A 17,981-nucleotide genomic window follows, 5' to 3' on the forward strand; every position below is an offset into this window, starting at 1 on the left:
ATGACCAGCCGTGTAGTCCTGGGCTTGGGGGGATGCGTCGACTACGAACTCAAGCTGTCCTCGTCGATCTTGGAGCAACTGGTCGGCGAGTATCGGATCCGCGATGCCGAGCTGACTTCGTCGGTCACCGTGACCAACGAGCGTGAGCTGGTCATCTCGATTCTCACCTACCTCAAAAAGGGCGGAGGAGGCGAGCACTTCGTCGCCTCCTCCGAATGCCTGGACGCATTCGCCGGGCGGTTCCCCAAACGAACGACTCTGGGCGGGACCTCTGTTCGGGCGGCGATGGAGATGAGCCGGCTCGGCGTACCGTCCACCCTGCACCTGGTCAGCCTCAACGACATCGTCCGCCGCCTGCTGCCGGCAAGCTGCGACTACATCTGTAGCGGCGACCACGACACCCTCTATCCGCACCTGATCGTGCAGTACGACCAGGGCATGCGGGTTCGAGCAGGTGACATCGACATCGACACGCCGTTTCCGAACAGACTGATCTACGTCAACGACCCGGACAACGAGTCCATGCTGCTGAGTGATGAGCTGGGCTCGTTGCTCGGCGACGCACGGGTCTTTCTGATCTCGGGATTCAACGCGATACGGGACCGGCGAACACTCGACCGGCGTCTTTCCACGCTGAGAAGGCACATGCGACAACTGCCGGCCGAGGCGGTCGTCTACTACGAGGATGCCGGATTCCACGAGCCGGGCCTCAGCCAACGGGTCCGCGACGCGCTTCTGGAAGTCATCGACGTTTACGGACTGAACGAAGACGAGATGCAGTCCCACCTGGGCTACGCGGTCAACCTGCTCTCCGTGGCGGAGGTGGCACGTGCCCTCGAATCGCTGCAGGCCCTGATCCCCGTGGAGACCTTGGTGGTGCACACCAAGTACTGGTCGGCGGCATTCGGCGAAAGAGCCGGCGAGTACGCGGAGCCACTGAACGAGGGCATCGTGATCGCCAGCACCCGCTACTGCCACGGCGATGAGTACACGAACCACCAGTACGAACTCATGCAGAACCGGCCGAGGCGAACGGAGGCGGTGGAGTTCGCCGCGGCTCTGGAACGCCGAATGGGCGAGGTTGTTCGTTGCCTGCCCGGCTTCGAGCTCGACGTCGCCGCGCCCACGACCATCGGGCTCGGCGACGCGTTCGTCGGCGGTTTCCTCGCCGCGGTCTCCCAGAGGGGTTCAAGCGGTCAGAGCATCTCGTGAGCTGATCCGCGCCCGCGTCTCCCGGCCGTACGTCGCCGCGGCCAACGGCGGAGTCGCGCGCCGCGTCAAGCGTCAGACGCCGACGGCCAGGACCTCCAACTGAACGTTGTCGATGTCCCGGAAGATGACCACCGAGTAGACGAAGGGCTCGAGGCGCTGGCCCGAGGTGACGTGATCGGGCGTCAGGTCGTCGTCTTCGACTGACGCGTGAGAAAGGGTTCAAGGTCAACGTCGGTGAAGCTCGCCTGCGACCCGTCACTGGACGTGGGGACCGGCAGACCGCACAGCTTCTGGGCGCTGCCACGCTGCCACCGCATCGAGGGCGGGGCGCGGTGAGCACCAGGCCCGCGGCCCCATAGATCTCCGCCGTGCCGGGCGTCAGGCGTCCGGCGGGCGTCGGAAGGTCGCCGCCTGGCCCACGAGCAGGCCGTCGCCGTCCACCAGGTTCCACATTGTCACGTCCTCGATCCAGAACCGGCGGCCGGACTTGGCGATGCGCTGTCCCCGATAGCCGGTCGCGAAGCCGTCCCGACGCACGGCGTCCAGGAGCGCCTGGCGGTCCTCCCGCCGGTCCGGCTCCGCCGAGAGCCGCCGTGGCCTCGGGGCCTGCCAGCGGGGTGCCGACGAAGCGCAGGTGGGAGCGCGCCAGCAAGTCGAAGAAGTCGGAGTCCACGGAGCAACCGTTCTTTGCCGCGTCGGAGGGGATCTTGCGTCCAATGTCACCTGGGCACACTTCACAAGAAGTGGATCGGAAAATGGAATCCCGCGCTTTCCATTCGGTGGGCAGGGGTCGGATGTCGTGGCAGCGCGTGCTTGCGGGCGCGACGGCGGCAGGGGCGGTAGCCGTGGTGGTCACCGGCTCGGTGATCGCCACCCCCGCGGCCGCCGCGTCCCAGACCACCAGGGTGACCGCGCACAGCCAGACGACCAGCTCGCCCAAGTACTACTTCGCCGCCGGGCTCCTCGGCCGGAACGAGGTGCCCGAACGGGGGCAAGAAGGTCAACGACCCCAACGGCGTGGCCGTCGCCAAGTTCCGCATCAGCGGCGACCGCTTCTACTTCTTCGTACAGTGGAGGAACACCGGCAGGCCGACCGCCTTCCACATCCACCGGGGCAAGGCGGGCGTGAACGGCCCCGTCGTCATCGACCTGCTGTCCAACGGCCGCATTCGCGGCAACACCGCTTCCGGCTCCGTTCGCGTCAAGAGCAGCCTGCTCAGGGACATCAAGAACAAGCCCAAGAACTGGTACGCCAACCTGCACACTTCCCAGTTCCCCGATGGCGCGGTCCGTGGCCAGCTCCATAAGGGCGGCCGCTGGTAGACCGATCTCTAGCCCCCGGCTGACTGTTCTCGCATGCTTCAGGGCCTCTTGACGATGACTGGATACGCGTGCGCGGGAAACGGGGGGCGGTGATCCGCCTTGGACCGGCTCGGGAACGGATCCAGTGATCGTTCACTCTTCATCAAGTGATCCTGCGTAACTTCACGGGAACAGCGCTGATCCGCTATGACGAGGCGCGCGAGGGCCCACGGAGCCTGACCGATCTGTGACATATCGCCGCACGGAACCACCACACTCGCCCGCAAGGAGGGCTCCCTTTGCTCAACAGTGCCTACCGAGCGCAGTGCGAAGCCGAGGAAGCGCGCCACACGCCGGACTGCGCCACCAGGAACACGAAGCTCACCCTGCTCGCTCTCGCGCTCGGCACCTTCGCCATCGGCACGGGTGAATTCGGCAGCAACGGCATCATCCAGCTCTTCGCCGCGGACATGGGCATCTCGATCCCGCAGGCGACGTACGCCGTGACCGCCTACGCGGTCGGCGTCATGATCGGGTCCCCTGTCATCACGATCGTGGCCGCCCGGCTGAACCGCAAGCAGTTGCTCCTGGCACTCATCCTTCTCTTCATCGTCGGAAACCTGCTGTCGGCGCTGTCCGCGAACGTCGGCATGCTGATCGCGGCCCGGTTCATCACCGGCACGGTGCAAGGCGCCTACTTCGGTGCCGGCGCCGTCGTCGCCGCCTACGTCTACGGTCCGGGCAAGGGCGGAAAGGCGTTCGCAACCGTCATGGCCGGCCTGACCATCGCGACGATCGTCGGCTCGCCCCTCGGCACCTTCGTCGGGCAGCAGGCCGGCTGGCAGGCGCTGTACGTCGTGGTCGCGGTGATCGGCCTGGCCGCCGGTGCCGCCATTCTCCTCTGGGTACCCGCCACCTCCGACCTCGACGGCGGGCCCATCGCGCAAGAGCTGGGCGCCCTGCGCCGCCCGATGGTCTGGGTGATCATGGTCGTCGCCGCGCTCGGCATTTCCAGCATCTTCGCCGTCTACACCTTCATCGGTCCCTATGTCACGGACGCGGCACGGGCCGATGAATCGCTGATCCCCGTGGCGCTCGCCGTGTTCGGCGTCGGCATGGCGGTGGGTAACCAAGTCGGTGGCCGCCTTGCTGACCGCTATGCGTACCGGGGTCTCGTCCTGGGCTACGGGAGCGTCCTGCTGTTCCTCATCGCGATCGCCGCAACAGGCGAAACGATCTGGCTGCTCATGCCTGCCCTTTTCGGAGTCGGCGCGACCATGATGCTCGCCATCCCGACGATTCAGGTGCTGCTCACCAAGAACGCCCCCGAGGCGCCCACATTGATGGGGGCGCTCAACCTCGCATCGCTCAACCTGGCCAACGCGCTGGGAGCCGTCGGTGGCTCGATCACGCTCGGCGCGGGCCTCGGCACCCTCTCGACGGCATGGGCGGGCCTGGTGCTGACGGCCGCCGGTCTCCTCCTGTTCGCCATCACCGTCCGTCATGCGGTGCCGCCGCGGCGCGTCGAGACGACAGCGGCGGCGGCTTGAACCGCTCGAACGTCATGGTGTGCCGATTGGAGCGCCTGGATGCCGGTCGGAGAAAACGCGCGAGCCACGAGTGCCGCGGCTCGTCAGTACGCCGGCGGATGTTCGCTACGCGGCGACCGAGCTCGACGCGCGCGATTGCGAGTCGCAGTCCGTCACCGTGGTCGGAGGTGCCAACTCACCTGATCCGGCGGCACGACCTATGCCACGGAGTAGTGAGTGTTGGCGTTGCGTACCGAACTCAAGGTGGTGCAGCGCACGCTGAGGCATGACGGCGTCGTGCTGAGTCGACACGCGGGTGTCGGGTCGCCGACTACCTCGAACTCAACGCCTACGCCGTGCCGGGAGGGGACATCTCAGGGACGGTGATGTCTGTCGCTGTCCCTGATCAGCAGGACGCCGTCATCGGCCCTGCAGTACTCTCTCAGCGTTTGATCTTGAGGGTAGGCGCGAGCGCTGTCTACAGCGGCGACGGCCGGCGGTCGAGTGCGGCCAAGGCTGGTCAAGACCTGGAGGAGAACAGGAATGCGAAGAACCTGGCCAGTGGCGTTGGTGGCCCTAGCCACGGTTGTCATGGGCGGCGCGACGTCGGCGAGTGGCGACGCGGTCGATTCGGCAGCCGATTCGACGACGGCAACGGCAGCGGTCTGCGGCAGCTCGTCGCTGAACGGCCCGACCACACCGCCCTCCGGCGCGGTCGTGGTCCCTGCGGGCGACAACAGCGGCGTGAACTTACGCCAGGCGAACACCACGTACTACTTCGAGACCGGCACACACACGCTGGGCACGGACCAGTACGCCCAGATCATGCCCGGCAACGGCGCGACGTTCATCGGCGCGCCCGGCGCGGTACTGGACGGGCAGCGGCTGAACCGGTACGCGTTCACTCAGCAGGCGACCGGCGTCACGATCCGGTACCTGACCATCACCGGATTCGTCGCGCCGCGCGATCAGGGTGTGGTCAACCACGACTCCGGCGACGGCTGGGTCGTGGAGCACAACACGATCCGCAACAACTCCGGCGCGGGGCTGATGGCCGGGGCCACGAACAAGATCCGTGGCAACTGCCTCAAGGACAACGGGCAGTACGGCCTGAACGCGTACAAAGAAGGCAACACCATCACCGGCCTGGTTGTGGCGGACAACGAGTTCACCGGCAACAACACCGACGACTGGGAGCACCAGGAACCTGGGTGCGGATGTACCGGTGGCATGAAGTTCTGGGCGGTGAACGGTGCCGACGTGACCGGCAACTGGATCCACGGCAACCACGGGCCGGGGGTCTGGGCGGACACCAACAACAACGACTTCCTCATCGAGGACAACCTCATCGAGGACAACGAGTCGCTCGCGATCTTCTACGAGATCAGCTACAACGTCGTGATCCGGAACAACACCATCCGCCGCAACGCCTGGGCCTCCGGCGCCGAGCGGGCAACGAAGGGCGACCCGTTCCCCGAAGCGGCGATCTACCTGTCCGAGGCGGATGGTGAGCCCCGCGTGCCAGCGCGGACCAGCAAGATCGAGATCACCGGCAACCGGCTCGAGAACAACTGGGGCGGGATCACCGCGTGGGCGAACGCCGACCGGTTCTGCAACAGCCCGGCCTCGACGACCGGCGACTGCACGCTGATCGTCGGACCGACCAACACCTCACAGTGCTCGGCTCCTGCCATCGCCAGCGAGCCGCTCTACACCAACTGCCGCTGGTGGACGAAGAACGTCGACATCCACCACAACACGTTCGCCTTCGACCCCAGCGCCGTCAACGGCGGCTGCCCGACGCAGTACTGCGGGCACATGGCACTGCTGTCCAACTGGGGTACGTACCCGGACTGGTCCCCGTACAAGGGCGCCGTGATCCAGCAGTCGATCGTCCACGACTCGCACAACTCCTGGCACGACAACACCTACACAGGACCGTGGCAGTTCAGGGTCACCGACATGGGCAATCGCATCGTGCCCGGGCTGTGGGTCGGCCCCCAGTACGGCCAGGACGCCGGCAGCACGTTCGACGGCGGCACGCCCGTCCCGCCGGCGATCGCCGAGCAGGACTTCGAGTCCGGCTCGACGACCTCGCCCTACGCCCCGTGGTACGGGGCCAGCCTGGCGCACCAGACCGGCGGCGCGCATGGTGGCACCGGCTCGCTGCAGATGACCAGCGCCCAGGCGTCTGGCAGCGCGGTGGCGCTTGACAACTTCCCCGGATACAGCGGTGTGGTCGCCGGTACGAGCTACCAGGTGTCGCTGTGGTACCGGGAGGCCGTGGCGACCATGCCTGCCGTCACGTGGAATGTGCGGTGGCGCGACGAGTCCGGCACGGTGCTGCGTACCGACGCCATCTCCCTGGCCCAGAAGACCGCCTGGACCGAAGCAGCCGGCACGTTCACCGCGCCCGCAGGCACGACCCGCGTCGACTGGACCTTTGTCTGGAACGCGAGCACCGCCGGACCCGCGTTCCAGATCGATGACGTGGCAATCCGTCCCGGGAAGCTTTAGCAAAAGACCTGAAGAACATGAGCCCGGTGACGCCGCTCCGCCCGCCTTCCTGGGAAAGAGCGGCTGTAACACGGAACCCCGTGTTACAGCCGCTCTGATGGGAGCATCAACCCCCGAGAAGGCGCGTGAAGCACCCGTTCTGAGGTCCCCAGCGAGTGACGATCACCAAAGATGATCACTCGTGGAGGATGCCGGCATGGCCGGGACCGACCTTCGCACGGCCGCCGGCCTCGACGACCGCGCGTTGACCCGCTACCGGGTCAACGCGCGGCGACGGGTTCAGTCCAGCCAGCGGCCGACGCCACGCACGGTGACCTCAAGCAGCTCTGCCGGATTCGCCGGGTCGGGGTAGTAGATGATCATGGTCGTGCCGGCCGGAAGCAACATCTTGATGGCTTGGACGCACCCGGCCACGACCTGTCGCTGCTGGTCGGGTGCGGTGCCGTTGATCGGCACCGCGTCACAGACACCGCCACGGTTGTTCATGACCAGCCGGAGCGTGTTCTCGCGTAGCTTCACCTCCCGCGTGGCGACGCGATAGGCGAGCTGTGTCTCGAGGTGCCATGCCGGGGGAGCCATGGGCAGCCCGAACTCCTGCCTGTACAGCAGGCCGAGACGGTCTTCGAGGGCCGCCAGGTCGTCGTGCAGCCCGCTTTCGACCGTATAGTTCGCCCATTTCTCGAGATCATCGATCGGTGGCAGGCTCGCGATCGGCAGTCCGCTCGCATCGAGCACCCGCCCGGACTCGTCGACGATATAGCCCTGATTGTTCAGCAGCTTGATCGACTCGCTCACGTTCCTGAGCTGTTGCGCGGTAGCCGCGTACGGGCACTGCCCACCGTCCTGAACGCATCCGATCGGAAGGATGCGCAGGAGTGATGTCGCCAGGTCGGACTCGTGAATCGCCGAGAGAATGGTCCGGTCGGACAGGTGCTCGCGCAGGTACATCGTTCCCCATTCCGAGTTGTACTCGGCGAACCGCAGCTCCTCCGGGACGAGCGACTCCACGAAGGTGCCCTTCCACTGGCTCGAATACTTGTCCCAGTCGGGATCTTCGGACAGGTCCAGGGCGCCGGTGATGCAGTCCGAGAACTTCTTCCCCCCGGTCACGACGCCTCCCTTGACGGCGTTCTTGCACTTGTTCGCCAACGACCATTGGGAGGCGCCGTTGAGCAGGTCCAGTCCGGTCAGGGCCATGTACTCCTCGGCGAGGCGATGGGTTTCGGTCTCCCGGTCGGAGATCCCCCTTGCCGCGAAGTAGAAGAGCGGGCTCAGGACGACGGACATGCAGGCGTCCATGGCCTTGCCGACGAACTGGCTCCTGCAGTGCTGGATCCGTTCCTGGGCGTAGCCGTCCGGGTCGTGGAGTGGCCCCTTGGGATCGTTGAGGATCTTTTCGACGTAGGCGTTGCAGTCGTTGTATCCGGGCAGGCCGTCCTCGGGCCCCCACTTGCAGTGTCCGTACCACTCGGCCTTGAGTTCGCTCAGCCGGGCCTTGGCCTCTTCCCGATAGTCGTCGAAGACCTCGGCAGCGATGCGAGCCGCTTCTGACGCGCTCTGGCCGGCCAGGATCTGCGCCTTGTACGCGGTGTCGTAGGCGGCGAAGGCGCTTGCCGCGTCCTTTGCCGCCGAAGCAGCCGAGGCGCGTGCCCAGCGGGCCGAGAGGGACGCCTTCCCGGCCGACTGCTGGGCCTGCTTGGTCGCGGCGGCGGCGGTGCGAACGGCCTGCGCGGCTCGTTCGGCGGACGCGGCGGCGTCGCGGGCTTGGGCGACGGCCTCGGTTGCGTACGTCCGCGCCTGGTCGGCGGCTTTGCCGGCGTCGTCCGCGTAACCGATGGCCTCCTCCGCCGCACCGCGGGCCTCTGCCGCCGCGGCCTGCGCGGTGCGCGCGAACTCGACGGCGCGCTCCGCGATCTGCGAGGTCTCGATCATCAAGGAGGTGGCGATGTAGTTGTGTGTGGCCGTGGCGTAGTCGCGTTCGGCCGCACGGTGCCGATCCACCTCCAGGAACTCGACCTGCATCGCCGTCGTGCCGGCGAGCGCGATCTGGGCGCCGTTCCGCACCTCGGTGCCGTAGGAGTCATCCCCGGCGATCGCGCCGACCCTCGACCGGATGTCGATCGTGTACGTGGTGTTGTGCGTCACTTCCAGGAACTTCTCAAGCGCGTCCGGATCGTCCGAGCGCAGGGCGGTGTTCGCCGCCTTCTCGGTCTCGGCGTTGCCGGCGCTGCGGGCGTCGGCGAGGATCCGCCCGACCTGCTCCCGCTGTTCGGCGGCTCGCTCGGGGTAGTCCGGGTCGTTGAGGAACGCGATGACGCCGGGCCATCCGCCATCGAGAGTGTGCTGGGCAGCGGCTCTCATGGCCGGGGTGCCGGTGACCATGAGACCGGTCAGCGTTGTGCGGTCGTCCTGCTCCTCGGCGGCTGCGAGCCCGCTCCTGACGAACTGGAGGACGAGGACGTCATCGTCCTCGCCGAGAGCGGACATGGCCGCCGAACTGGTCCACGTACCGGGCACGGTCGCGAAGTACCGGGCCACTTCCCGCGCCTTGCCGACCGCCAGTGCGGGATCGGTCCGCGTGTCGGCGGCCTCGGCGATCAGCGCATCGATCTGCGGAGTGTGATAGCGGCCCATCGGCACTCCGAAGCCGCGAGCGTCCTGCAACTTGGCCTTGGCGGCTTCCGCACTGATGTGCCGGGCGAAGGACAACTCGAGCTCGAGCTCGCTCTTGAGCCGTTCGGCGTCTGCCTCGCGCGCCGACTTGTAGACGGCTTGGGCGGTCTCGGCCGCCTGCAACGCGTCCTCCGCCGCACGGTAGGCATTGTTCGCGTGCTGCGTCGCCAGCTCGGCCGCGTTGACGGCGCTGCCCGCATGCTGGGCCGCGCTCGCCGCGGCGCTCGCCGCCGCCTCCGCATAGGACACCGCTCGCGTCGCGGCATCTCGCGCCTTGCCGGCCGCGTCCTGGGCGATGTCCGCTTGACGCACCGTTTCCGCGGTGGCGCGCTTCGCCCGTTCCGCGCTTGCTCCCGCCCGCGCGGCCGCGGCGAACGCGGCCCGCGCCTCGGCGCTGGCTGCCCCCGCATAACGGCCGGCGGCCTCGGCCGCGCGTCCGGCGGCCTCGGTGTTCGCCCGCGCCGAATCGGCGGCGGCGACCGCGGCATATGCCTGCTGCGTCACGGCGGTGATCTGGTTGATGGGCGAGATCCAGGCGGAGATCTGCGGACCGATCTGCTGCATGATGCGGTTGTGCATCTCCGCCGTGGCGGCGGCGGTCGCGTTCAGCTCCGCCGCCGACGCGGCCGCCCACGCCTCGTCGGACTTCGTATGCGCCCGCGCCGCCGCGGTCGCCGCGCGTCCGGCGGCTCCGGCGGCCGCGCGCGCGGCGTCCGCCGCCGCCCGCGCGGCTTGTACGGCGACGCTGGATGCCACCGCGGCGCGGTCGGCCGCCTCAGCCGCACGCTGGGCCTGACGCTTGGCCTCCGCCGACTCCTGTCCAGCCAGCGAGGCGAGGCGTTGTGCCTCCAGCGCGTCGTTCTTGGCCGCCAGGGACTCGGCCTTCGCGCGCTCCGCCTGCGCGACTGCGGAGATCGTCTCGAATGCCGCACGGCGAGTCGCCTCTGTGGCGCTCGCCCGGAGATCGCCCAGGGTCTGGTTCTCGTTGTCCCGGGCCTGGGCCACCCCCCAGTCGATCTGGATGAATCGTTCCTGCATCTCCAGGGTGCCGTCCTGGAGCGCCCGGTTCGCCGCGGCCTGCACCTCCGGGCCGCCGTCAGCCATCGCACGATTGACGATCGCCCGCAGGTCCAGCCTGTACGGCAGCCGCCATCCCGACTCGATGAACTGCCCCAAGGCCGTACGCGACCCGTTGCGCAGCACCGCGTTCGCGGCAGCCTTGACCTCCGGTCCGCCGGCCGCCTTCATCTCGTTCACGCTGGCGCGCAGGTCGATCTCCCGAGCGGTCTCCCAGCCGCCGTCGAGAAACGCCACCACGGCACCGGAGCTGTCCGAGATCAGGGCGGCGTTGGCAGCGGCGGACACCTCGGGGCCTCCGTGGGCCTTGATGCGGCCAACCTGCTCACGATCGTCCTGCGTCGCGAGCCGGGGAAGCTGGGCGAGGAAGGCGCAGATCTCCGCCTGCCCTCCGAGCAGCGCATCCTCCGCGGCCGGACGGACGTTCACACCGCCCGTGACCCAGGCCTCCAGGACCACCTGGCGTTCGCATGCCGGCGCGCGAGGTGGGTCCGCCGCCACCGCGGCCCGTGCTTCGACGATCGGGCTGCTCACGAGAAGCAGCGAGAGCACGGCGCCGACGACACTCGTCGTCTGCCATAAAGCCCTGCCGCGCCACGCGCGAATCGCCTTCATCGCAGTCTCTCCACCTGTCCTGTCGATGCTTCCAAAGGAATGGGCTGGACGGCCGACCGGCTGTCACCTGCCGGTCGGCCGTTCCGTTCTCAGCTGACGACCCGCAGTTCCAGGAGGGTCTCTCGGCAGTTGTCCGGATAATCCGGGTGGTTCTCGTCGCAGGTGGTGTCCGTACGTCCGAACTGCTCGCTCTCGTCCCGCTCGACGCGCTTGGTGCGCTCCGCGCCGGACGTCACGTTCACAACAGTCGCGTCCACGTCATGGCCGGCTCCCGGTGAGCGGCTGTCCCCCTGGACCTCGTAGACGTTCGGGATCCGGAGCTTCACGTATCCCGCGGGTCCGATGACCTTGAAGCACACCGCCGTCACGCCGAGGTGCGGCTCGCCGACCTCGGTCTGGCCGTTCAACAGGCCCGGGAACACCTTGATCACACCGACCCCGTTCTCCGGGGACGCGGTGCACGAGACCCAGATGATCCCGCCGTTCCCGGAGATCAGCTGGAAGTTCTTCGCCTCGGCCTCGTCCGTACCCCAGTCGTCCTGACCGGACGTACCTGCGAACTCGTGATGGAAGTCCACGGGATAGGCGAAGTTCTCGACGATGGAGTCCGGGCGGATGACGGGCCACACGGTTTCCAGGATCGGCCGCCCAGGCGGATAGGCCCGGCCCACGAACCACGCGATCCCGTCCATCGGCCGGTAGAGGAGCAGATGGCTCTGCCCGCCCGACCCCTGGAAATCGAAGGCGATGATCCGGTCCCTCGTGCTCTTCAGGTCATAGCCGCCGATGCCGGTCGAGCTGTGGAACACCGCTCTGAACGTGGTGCCCGCGCCGTGTTGGAGGACCCAGGCCGTCTCCGAGCCCGGACGGTAGAGCAGCAGATGATCCAGCTTCCCCGAATTCTCGTAATCGAAGGCGATGATCTGATCCGCCGTGCCCTTCAGGTCGTAACCACCGATCCCGCCGGCGGCCGAGGAGTAGACCGGAGCGTAGGTGCCGTCCGCGCCTCGCTTGAGGATGGAGACCATCCCGGCCCCCGGCCGGTACAACACCAGATGATCCAGCTTCCCCGAGCCCTCGTAATCGAAGGCGGTGATCCGGTCCGCCGTGTTCAGCAGGTCATAGCCACCGATGCCGGCCGAGCTGTGGAACACCGCTCTGAACGTGTTGCCCGCGCCGTGCTCGAGGATCCAGGCCGTGTGCCCGCCCGGACGGTAGAGCAGCAGATGATCCAGCTTCCCCGAGCCCTCGTAATCGAAGGCGATGATCTGATCCGCCGGGCTCTTCAGGTCATAGCCGCCGATCCCACTGTCGGCCGAGGAGTAGACCGGCGTGAACGTGGCACCACTGCCGTGCTTGAGAATGTGCACTATCCCGGTCGCCGGCCGGTACAACACCAGATGATCGAGCTTCCCGGAGCCGTCGTAATCGAAGGCGGTGATCCGGTCCGCCGGGTCCTTCAGGTCATAGCCGCCGATCCCACCGTCGGCCGAGGAGTAGACCGGCGCGTAGGTGCCGTCCGCGCCCCGCTTGAGGATGGAGACCATCCCAGCTCCCGGCCGGTACAACAGCAGGTGATCCAGCTTCCCCGAATGTGCATAGTCGAACGCCACCACCTGGTCGCGGGCATCCTTCAGGTCATAGCCGCCGAGCCCGGTCGAACTGGGACCGTACGTCCGGAAGGTGGCGGTGGGCTCGGCCGCGACCAGGCTGATCCAGCTCGCCAGGTCGTCCACCCGCACCGCGTCGGCGCCGCGCGGCCCGTCGCCGGCCGCACCGAGGCAGCCCCCCTGCCCCGCGCCGATGCTGAGCCCGACGAGCTCCGGACGGCTCCCGCCCGTACGGAACACCGGGGCACCCGCGTCGCCCTGACAGGCGCTCGCCTCGCCGCCGCTCGCTCCGGTCCAGCCGAACGAGCCGGCGGCCACGGTCCCGGCGGTGACCGGCGCGGCATGCAGCCGGTTGGGCGCCCACTCCTCAGCGGTCCGGCCATAGCCGGCGACCTGTAGCGCGTCCCCCGCGGCAGGGACGGTGGCGCTGACTGCGAGAGGTGTCACGTCGAGTACCCGCAACGACAGCCGGACCAGCACGACATCCCGGTCATGGTGCGGGTGGATCCACTCCACGGGCAGCACCCGCCCGCCCGAGCCGAACAGGTCCGTCCTGCCGACCGTCACCGTCGTCGCCTCCGTCGGTGCCCCGCTCTTGACGGGCTGCCCCTCAGCGGCGAAACAACTGGTGGCCGTGATGACCCACTGCGGGCTGACCAGGGCTCCCGTGCATGCGTGCTTCTCACCGACGTTCACCTTCGCCACGAAACCCCACGTACCGTCGGCGACCGGGCTCCCGCCCCGCACCGCATACGCCGGCGTCGCCCCCGCCCAGAGCACCGCCGAAGAGATGGCCATCAAGAACGAGAGGGCTGTGATGTGTAATAACCGGATCATTCGCTGGAGGTTCACGGCACGATTGTGAGATTCGCGATCTCTGCGAACCAGGGCATCTACCGGACATAAAGCGGCCATTTGCCCAGCGGAGACCTCCTTTGCGCTCGTCATGTGCGCCTCGGTGTCACTGCGCATCCCACAGGAGAATGGGTCACCCAGCTCGGACCTGCAGGACGGTGGCACGTCAGCGAAGTTCCTCATCCGTGACCGAGACGCCAAGTTCACCGCGGCCTTCGATGCCGTGCTGGCCGGAGCGGGAGTACGCATCGTCAAAAGCGCACTCGCACGGTCGTCGACGCTGTCGTCGATCCCGCCACTGCGGTATCCGGTTCAGCCGTTCGGCCGACCGGGATCGTACTTCCGGTCGATGATCTCATCGAAGCGGCCGGGAACCATACCCTGTTGTGAAGCGATACATGACGATTGGCATTGTGGTGTCTGTCGCTATACCGGTCCTGGCGGGCGGCGCGTTCGCCCCGGCCCAGGCCTCTGGGAGAACCTCCGCCTCAGACTCCGGCAGAGCCGGCGTGTCCTGGCGTGCCTGCGCGGACCAGCCAGGAGCCGAGTGCGGCGTGGCCGAGGTGCCGCTCGACTGGAACGCCCCATCGGGTGCCAAGATCAAGCTGTCAGTCGTGCGCCGCAAGGCCACGGATCCCTCGGCCCGGGTGGGCACCCTCTTCTACAACCCGGGCGGGCCGGGAGTGCCCGCCGCTCTGCTGGTGCGCGACTACGCCGCCGACACCTTCTCCGAAGAGCTACGCCGCCGCTTCGACATCATCGGCATAGACCCGCGTGGAGTGGGGGAAAGCATCCCGGCGCTGCGATGCGGCCGGCCCGTCCACAAACCTGAGATCAGCCAGTTCCCGAAGGACAAGGCCGGATACGACCAGCTCGTCGACTGGAACGCGGCCACCGGCCGCAGCTGCCTCACCTCCACCGGACCGTTGCCGGCACACCTGGACACGGCGAACGTCGCGCGCGACTTCGACGCGGTGCGGGCCGCCCTCGGCGAGACGAAGATCAGTTTCTTCGGCAAATCCTACGGCAGCATGCTCGGGGCACAGTACGCCCGCCTGTTTCCCGGCAGGGTACGCACGATGGCACTGGACGGTGCCGTCGATCAGGCCATACCCGCATCACGGCTGGTCACCGACGCCGCAACGGCCGTGGAGGACTCCTTCGACCGGTTCACCGCCTGGTGTGACCGCACCGCGACGTGCGCCCTGCACGGTCGCGACGTCAGCCAGATGTGGGACCGCCTGGTCACCGCGGCCGAGCGAGCGCCGATCGGCGTATCGGGCGGCCGGCCCCTGACCGCCGAGGAACTGCGCTACTCCGCATATGCCTTCCTCACCATGACTCCGGAGTTCGCGGGTGGTCTCGCAACCGCGATCACGCAGGCTGAGCAGGGCGACGCCCAACTCTTCGCGACCATGCGGGCCCAAGCGCTGGACGATCCGGTGAGCACAGCCGCCTACCGGTCGATCCTCTGCCAGGACATCGATCCCGGGATCCACAGCTTTGCCGACATGCGCAAACGTATGCGGCAGGTCCGCAGCGTAGCCCCTCATATGCTCGGCACGTCCGAATTCTGGGACATGACCGCGGGGTGTGCAGGCTGGCCGATCCCTCCGGCTCGCTCGCGGCGTCAAAGCACGATCAGGAACGTGCCGCCGATTCTCGTGATCGGCAACACTCACGACCCCGCCACCCCGCTCCGCTGGGCGCGCAGCCTTTCAGAACGCATTCAGGGCTCGGGATTGCTGATCAACGACGGCGACGGCCACACCGCATACCGGAGGTCCGCCTGCGCGACGGAGCGCATCGACACCTACCTGGTGACCGGCGCGTTGCCTGCCGCCGGATCGGTGTGCGTGCGATGAGGGCCCTCTGCGGCTCCGTCGCCGGCCGCCGACGGCACCTGGCAGGCGTTGCTGACCCCGCTCCAGGCCGAGCGGGGCGCTGAGGGCGGGGGACCGGACATCGCCGTAGACTCCGTTACCCGTCCGGGCGTCCATCCGCCCGCGCTGCCGGTCGTCGAGCTGCTCGCCGGTCTTGGACAGCTCGCCGCCGAACCGGTCGCTTCCGAGTCCGACGCCGAGGGTGAGACGGCCGTCGCTCAGCTGATCCAGTGTCGAGCCCGTAGCCGTCGTGAACGTCTGCGGGTGCGAGGGCCTGTCCGCTTGTGGCCACCCGGCCCTTCTGGGGTGGACGGGCGGGGATGTAGCACTGATGCTGGTGGACAGTACTGTCGTGATCATCGGCCGACTGGGAGAGCCGTATGAAGACCCGTACCTGGACTCGCCGTGCCGCCGCTTCGGCCGTCGGCATGGCCGCCGTGCTGGTGCTGGGTATCACCCCTGCGCATGCGGATACCGTGATCCGCAAGCCGCAACAACCATCACCGCCGAAGGCCATGGTGCTGGCCGACGGCGAATCGGGTGCCAAGCGCCCGGTGTGACGCGCGGCGGTCCATTGTCCCCCTGCCCGGCAGGACGGGGGGACGTTCCGTCTTCATAGCGGCAGGCAGACCGTGGCTCGTGGCGGTGGTCAGCGTTGCGAGCCCCCCTTCGGGCTCTCCATTGCCGTTTTTGCCCTGGCCGCGCGCCTGTTCCTGCCCAAGCCACAGCCTCTCCGGAGCAACCCGCCCCAGGGCACACATTGAGTACGAGGTACTCAAGCCATGCCGGCCCTGCGCCCGCACGCTGGTCACATGAAGTCACACATTCTTCGCGCGGCAGCCGTCATCGCTCCCCTCCTCGCCCTCGGCGCGACCACCGCCACCCCGGCATCCGCCGCGCCGTCGTCCACGGCCGTCTGGGCCGCGTCGAACGTCCAGCTCGTGAACTGGCAGACCGGTAAGTGCCTGACCATCGCCGGCGGCGTCAGCACCGAGAACAACGTCCACGCCGTCCAGTACACCTGCGACGGCCACCCCTCCCGCCGCTGGGACGTCTGGGGTTACTCCAGCGCGTACCTGCAGGTCAAGAACCGCCAGACCGGCAAATGCCTCACGATCGCCGGCGGCGTCAGCACCGAGAACAACGTCGTCGCCCTCCAGTACACCTGCGACACCCACCCCTCGCGCTACTGGGCGCTTGGCAATCAGGTCGGCCAACACATCGAATTCCGGAACGTCCAGACCGGCAAATGCCTCACGATCGCAGGCGGCGTCAGCACCGAGAACAACATCGAGGCCGTCCAGTACACCTGCGACGGCCATCCCTCCCGCTTCTGGGAAATCCGCGACTACTACGGCTGAGCCCACCCTTCCGGACCTATGCCGCGGTGCGGCGCGGCGATGATCGCCGGTCACAATTGCGGGCTCGGGAGAGCCCGCAAGTGTGACCTTGTCCGCTTGAGGGCGGCCAGGACGGCGATGAAGCACGGGCCGGGCTGCCGGTGTGACCGCCTTCGCTGGTCCTACGGCAGTTCGGGCTGTCGGCGGGGGATGTGTCGGATGTATTGCCGGCCCACATCTGCCTCTGCCCTGCTACGTCCGGCCGCCATGGACCTGAGCCGATGTGAGCGTCCACGCCGCGACGCTCGGGCCGGAGCCAGAGCGGTGAAAGCTCACCGCTGGCGCCGACACTTCATCCTCCGTGGAGTTGCCGGATCAGGGCCGAGCCGGCGACAGCGGTCAGGGTCCACGCCGATGGCCTGCATGACGGCGAACTCGCGGGTGCGCTCCACCACGCTGGTGCCAGTGGCGGCGGTCAGGCCGAGCACACCGACGATCGCCATCAGCACCGCCATGGCGGTCACCGCGCTGATCAGGACGAAGATGTGGCCGTCGATGGCCTCGCGCAACTCGGTGGTGGCCAGGGGCCCACCCTCGACGCGGGCGTCGCGGAGCACGCGTTGCACGGCTGCGGTGTCGGAGGTGGCGATGCGCAGATCGCGTGCGGGGCCGGCGTGTTGTTCGAAGGCGGTCTTGGTGGTGTAGGCGGCGGCCGGGGAGCCGATCTCACGGACGGCGCCGACCGGGCCGTGGGTTGCGCAGCAGGCCAGGAACCTGATGATCGAGCTGGGGGACAGGGCGGAGGAGCTCAGGTTCCTCATCCGCGATCGGGATACCACGTTCACCACGATGTTCGACGAAGTCTTCACGGCCGCAGGCATCCGCGTCCTCAAGTCGCCACCTCGCGCTCCGCGGGCCAACACGTTTGCCGGACGCTGGATCGGCGGCCTGCGCCGAGAACTCCTCGATCGGATCCTCATCGTCAACGCCTGCCATTTACGGCGCGTGCTGGCGACCTACGAGGCCCACTCCAATGAGCATCGCCCGCATCGCTCCCTGGGCCAGGCCGCTCCGCTGCGAGCCCTTCCCGATCCTGTTGAGGGCGACAGCAAGGTCATCCGACGTGATCGTCTCGGTGGACTGATCCACGAATACGTGCAGGTCGCATAGGGTAGCCGACTTCTGGGCACCCACACCTGGAACGGCCCCGGTCCGCGTGGATGGACCGGGGCTGTTCGTCGTCGGTGGGCTTGGTCTGCCTCTCCTTGGGAGGCTGCGGGTCACAGGCTGCGGGCGGTGATGTCGCCGTTGGAGGTGGTGGCGTGGATGTCGAGTTCGGTGCTGCCGTTGTTCTTGAGGGCGTTGGTG

General features: G+C 67.9%; 13 protein-coding genes. 8 read left to right on the top strand and 5 right to left on the bottom strand.

Annotation, left to right across the window (positions count from 1 at the left end; genetic code table 11):
- Entirely contained in the window at nucleotides 1–1,212 is a 1,212-nt protein-coding gene (locus ACIHFD_RS60605; protein WP_397374691.1) for an ADP-dependent glucokinase/phosphofructokinase, read from the top strand.
- A gap of 378 nt (nucleotides 1,213–1,590) precedes the next feature.
- Here ACIHFD_RS60605 and ACIHFD_RS60610 read toward each other — a convergent pair whose 3' ends face one another.
- The gene (locus ACIHFD_RS60610) at nucleotides 1,591–1,950 is read right to left on the bottom strand and encodes an MEKHLA domain-containing protein (protein ID WP_397374692.1); all 360 of its coding nucleotides are present in this window, start codon (nucleotides 1,948–1,950) and stop codon (nucleotides 1,591–1,593) included.
- A gap of 279 nt (nucleotides 1,951–2,229) precedes the next feature.
- Here ACIHFD_RS60610 and ACIHFD_RS60615 point away from each other — a divergent pair, with 279 nt between their 5' ends.
- Together ACIHFD_RS60615 and ACIHFD_RS60620 are read left to right on the top strand one after the other, a co-directional pair.
- On the top strand, nucleotides 2,230–2,535 hold the full coding sequence (locus tag ACIHFD_RS60615) for a CHRD domain-containing protein (RefSeq protein WP_397374694.1): 306 nt from the start codon (nucleotides 2,230–2,232) through the stop codon (nucleotides 2,533–2,535).
- A 278-nt stretch (nucleotides 2,536–2,813) separates the two neighbouring features.
- Nucleotides 2,814–4,064, top strand: a complete 1,251-nt coding sequence (locus ACIHFD_RS60620; protein WP_363982508.1) for an MFS transporter — start codon at nucleotides 2,814–2,816, stop codon at nucleotides 4,062–4,064.
- 353 nt (nucleotides 4,065–4,417) lie between these two features.
- Here the strand turns inward: ACIHFD_RS60620 and ACIHFD_RS60625 are convergent, their stop codons facing one another.
- The gene (locus ACIHFD_RS60625; protein WP_397374695.1) at nucleotides 4,418–4,810 is read right to left on the bottom strand and encodes a hypothetical protein; all 393 of its coding nucleotides are present in this window, start codon (nucleotides 4,808–4,810) and stop codon (nucleotides 4,418–4,420) included.
- Here ACIHFD_RS60625 and ACIHFD_RS60630 point away from each other — a divergent pair.
- On the top strand, nucleotides 4,788–6,560 hold the full coding sequence (locus tag ACIHFD_RS60630) for a right-handed parallel beta-helix repeat-containing protein (protein ID WP_397374697.1): 1,773 nt from the start codon (nucleotides 4,788–4,790) through the stop codon (nucleotides 6,558–6,560). The two genes, ACIHFD_RS60625 and ACIHFD_RS60630, sit on opposite strands and share 23 nt — an antisense overlap.
- Nucleotides 6,561–6,839: 279 nt before the next feature.
- On the opposite strand, the gene ACIHFD_RS60635 is transcribed toward ACIHFD_RS60630, so the two are convergent.
- Both ACIHFD_RS60635 and ACIHFD_RS60640 read right to left on the bottom strand, forming a co-directional pair.
- Complete coding sequence (locus ACIHFD_RS60635) at nucleotides 6,840–10,925, bottom strand: DddA-like double-stranded DNA deaminase toxin (protein ID WP_397374698.1); 4,086 nt, start codon at nucleotides 10,923–10,925, stop codon at nucleotides 6,840–6,842.
- 89 nt (nucleotides 10,926–11,014) lie between these two features.
- Entirely contained in the window at nucleotides 11,015–13,387 is a 2,373-nt protein-coding gene (locus ACIHFD_RS60640) for a S1 family peptidase (RefSeq protein WP_397374700.1), read from the bottom strand.
- 557 nt (nucleotides 13,388–13,944) lie between these two features.
- Here ACIHFD_RS60640 and ACIHFD_RS60645 point away from each other — a divergent pair.
- From ACIHFD_RS60645 to ACIHFD_RS60655, 3 genes are all read left to right on the top strand, one after another.
- On the top strand, nucleotides 13,945–15,255 hold the full coding sequence (locus tag ACIHFD_RS60645; protein WP_397374701.1) for an alpha/beta hydrolase: 1,311 nt from the start codon (nucleotides 13,945–13,947) through the stop codon (nucleotides 15,253–15,255).
- A gap of 398 nt (nucleotides 15,256–15,653) precedes the next feature.
- Entirely contained in the window at nucleotides 15,654–15,833 is a 180-nt protein-coding gene (locus tag ACIHFD_RS60650) for a hypothetical protein (protein ID WP_397374702.1), read from the top strand.
- Nucleotides 15,834–16,085: 252 nt separating this feature from the next.
- Nucleotides 16,086–16,634, top strand: coding sequence for an RICIN domain-containing protein (locus ACIHFD_RS60655; RefSeq protein WP_397374704.1), 549 nt, complete (start codon nucleotides 16,086–16,088; stop codon nucleotides 16,632–16,634).
- A gap of 311 nt (nucleotides 16,635–16,945) precedes the next feature.
- Here the strand turns inward: ACIHFD_RS60655 and ACIHFD_RS60660 are convergent, their stop codons facing one another.
- The gene (locus ACIHFD_RS60660) at nucleotides 16,946–17,434 is read right to left on the bottom strand and encodes an FtsX-like permease family protein (RefSeq protein WP_397374705.1); all 489 of its coding nucleotides are present in this window, start codon (nucleotides 17,432–17,434) and stop codon (nucleotides 16,946–16,948) included.
- A gap of 28 nt (nucleotides 17,435–17,462) precedes the next feature.
- Between ACIHFD_RS60660 and ACIHFD_RS60665 the strand changes: the two genes are divergently transcribed.
- Nucleotides 17,463–17,783 (top strand): integrase core domain-containing protein, encoded by a 321-nt coding sequence (locus tag ACIHFD_RS60665; RefSeq protein ID WP_397374706.1) that lies wholly within the window; start codon nucleotides 17,463–17,465, stop codon nucleotides 17,781–17,783.
- Nucleotides 17,784–17,981 lie beyond the last annotated feature (198 nt).

The organism is Nonomuraea sp. NPDC051941 (assembly GCF_044593615.1).

Bases quoted from the DNA above. Each gene is read 5' to 3' on its own strand.
- ACIHFD_RS60650 (WP_397374702.1), top strand. From the start codon at position 15,654: ATGAAGACCCGTACCTGGACTCGCCGTGCCGCCGCTTCGGCCGTCGGC.
- ACIHFD_RS60665 (WP_397374706.1), top strand. From the start codon at position 17,463: ATGTTCGACGAAGTCTTCACGGCCGCAGGCATCCGCGTCCTCAAGTCG.
- ACIHFD_RS60605 (WP_397374691.1), top strand. From the start codon at position 1: ATGACCAGCCGTGTAGTCCTGGGCTTGGGGGGATGCGTCGACTACGAA.
- ACIHFD_RS60655 (WP_397374704.1), top strand. From the start codon at position 16,086: ATGAAGTCACACATTCTTCGCGCGGCAGCCGTCATCGCTCCCCTCCTC.
- ACIHFD_RS60660 (WP_397374705.1), bottom strand. From the start codon at position 17,434: ATGAGGAACCTGAGCTCCTCCGCCCTGTCCCCCAGCTCGATCATCAGG.
- ACIHFD_RS60635 (WP_397374698.1), bottom strand. From the start codon at position 10,925: ATGAAGGCGATTCGCGCGTGGCGCGGCAGGGCTTTATGGCAGACGACG.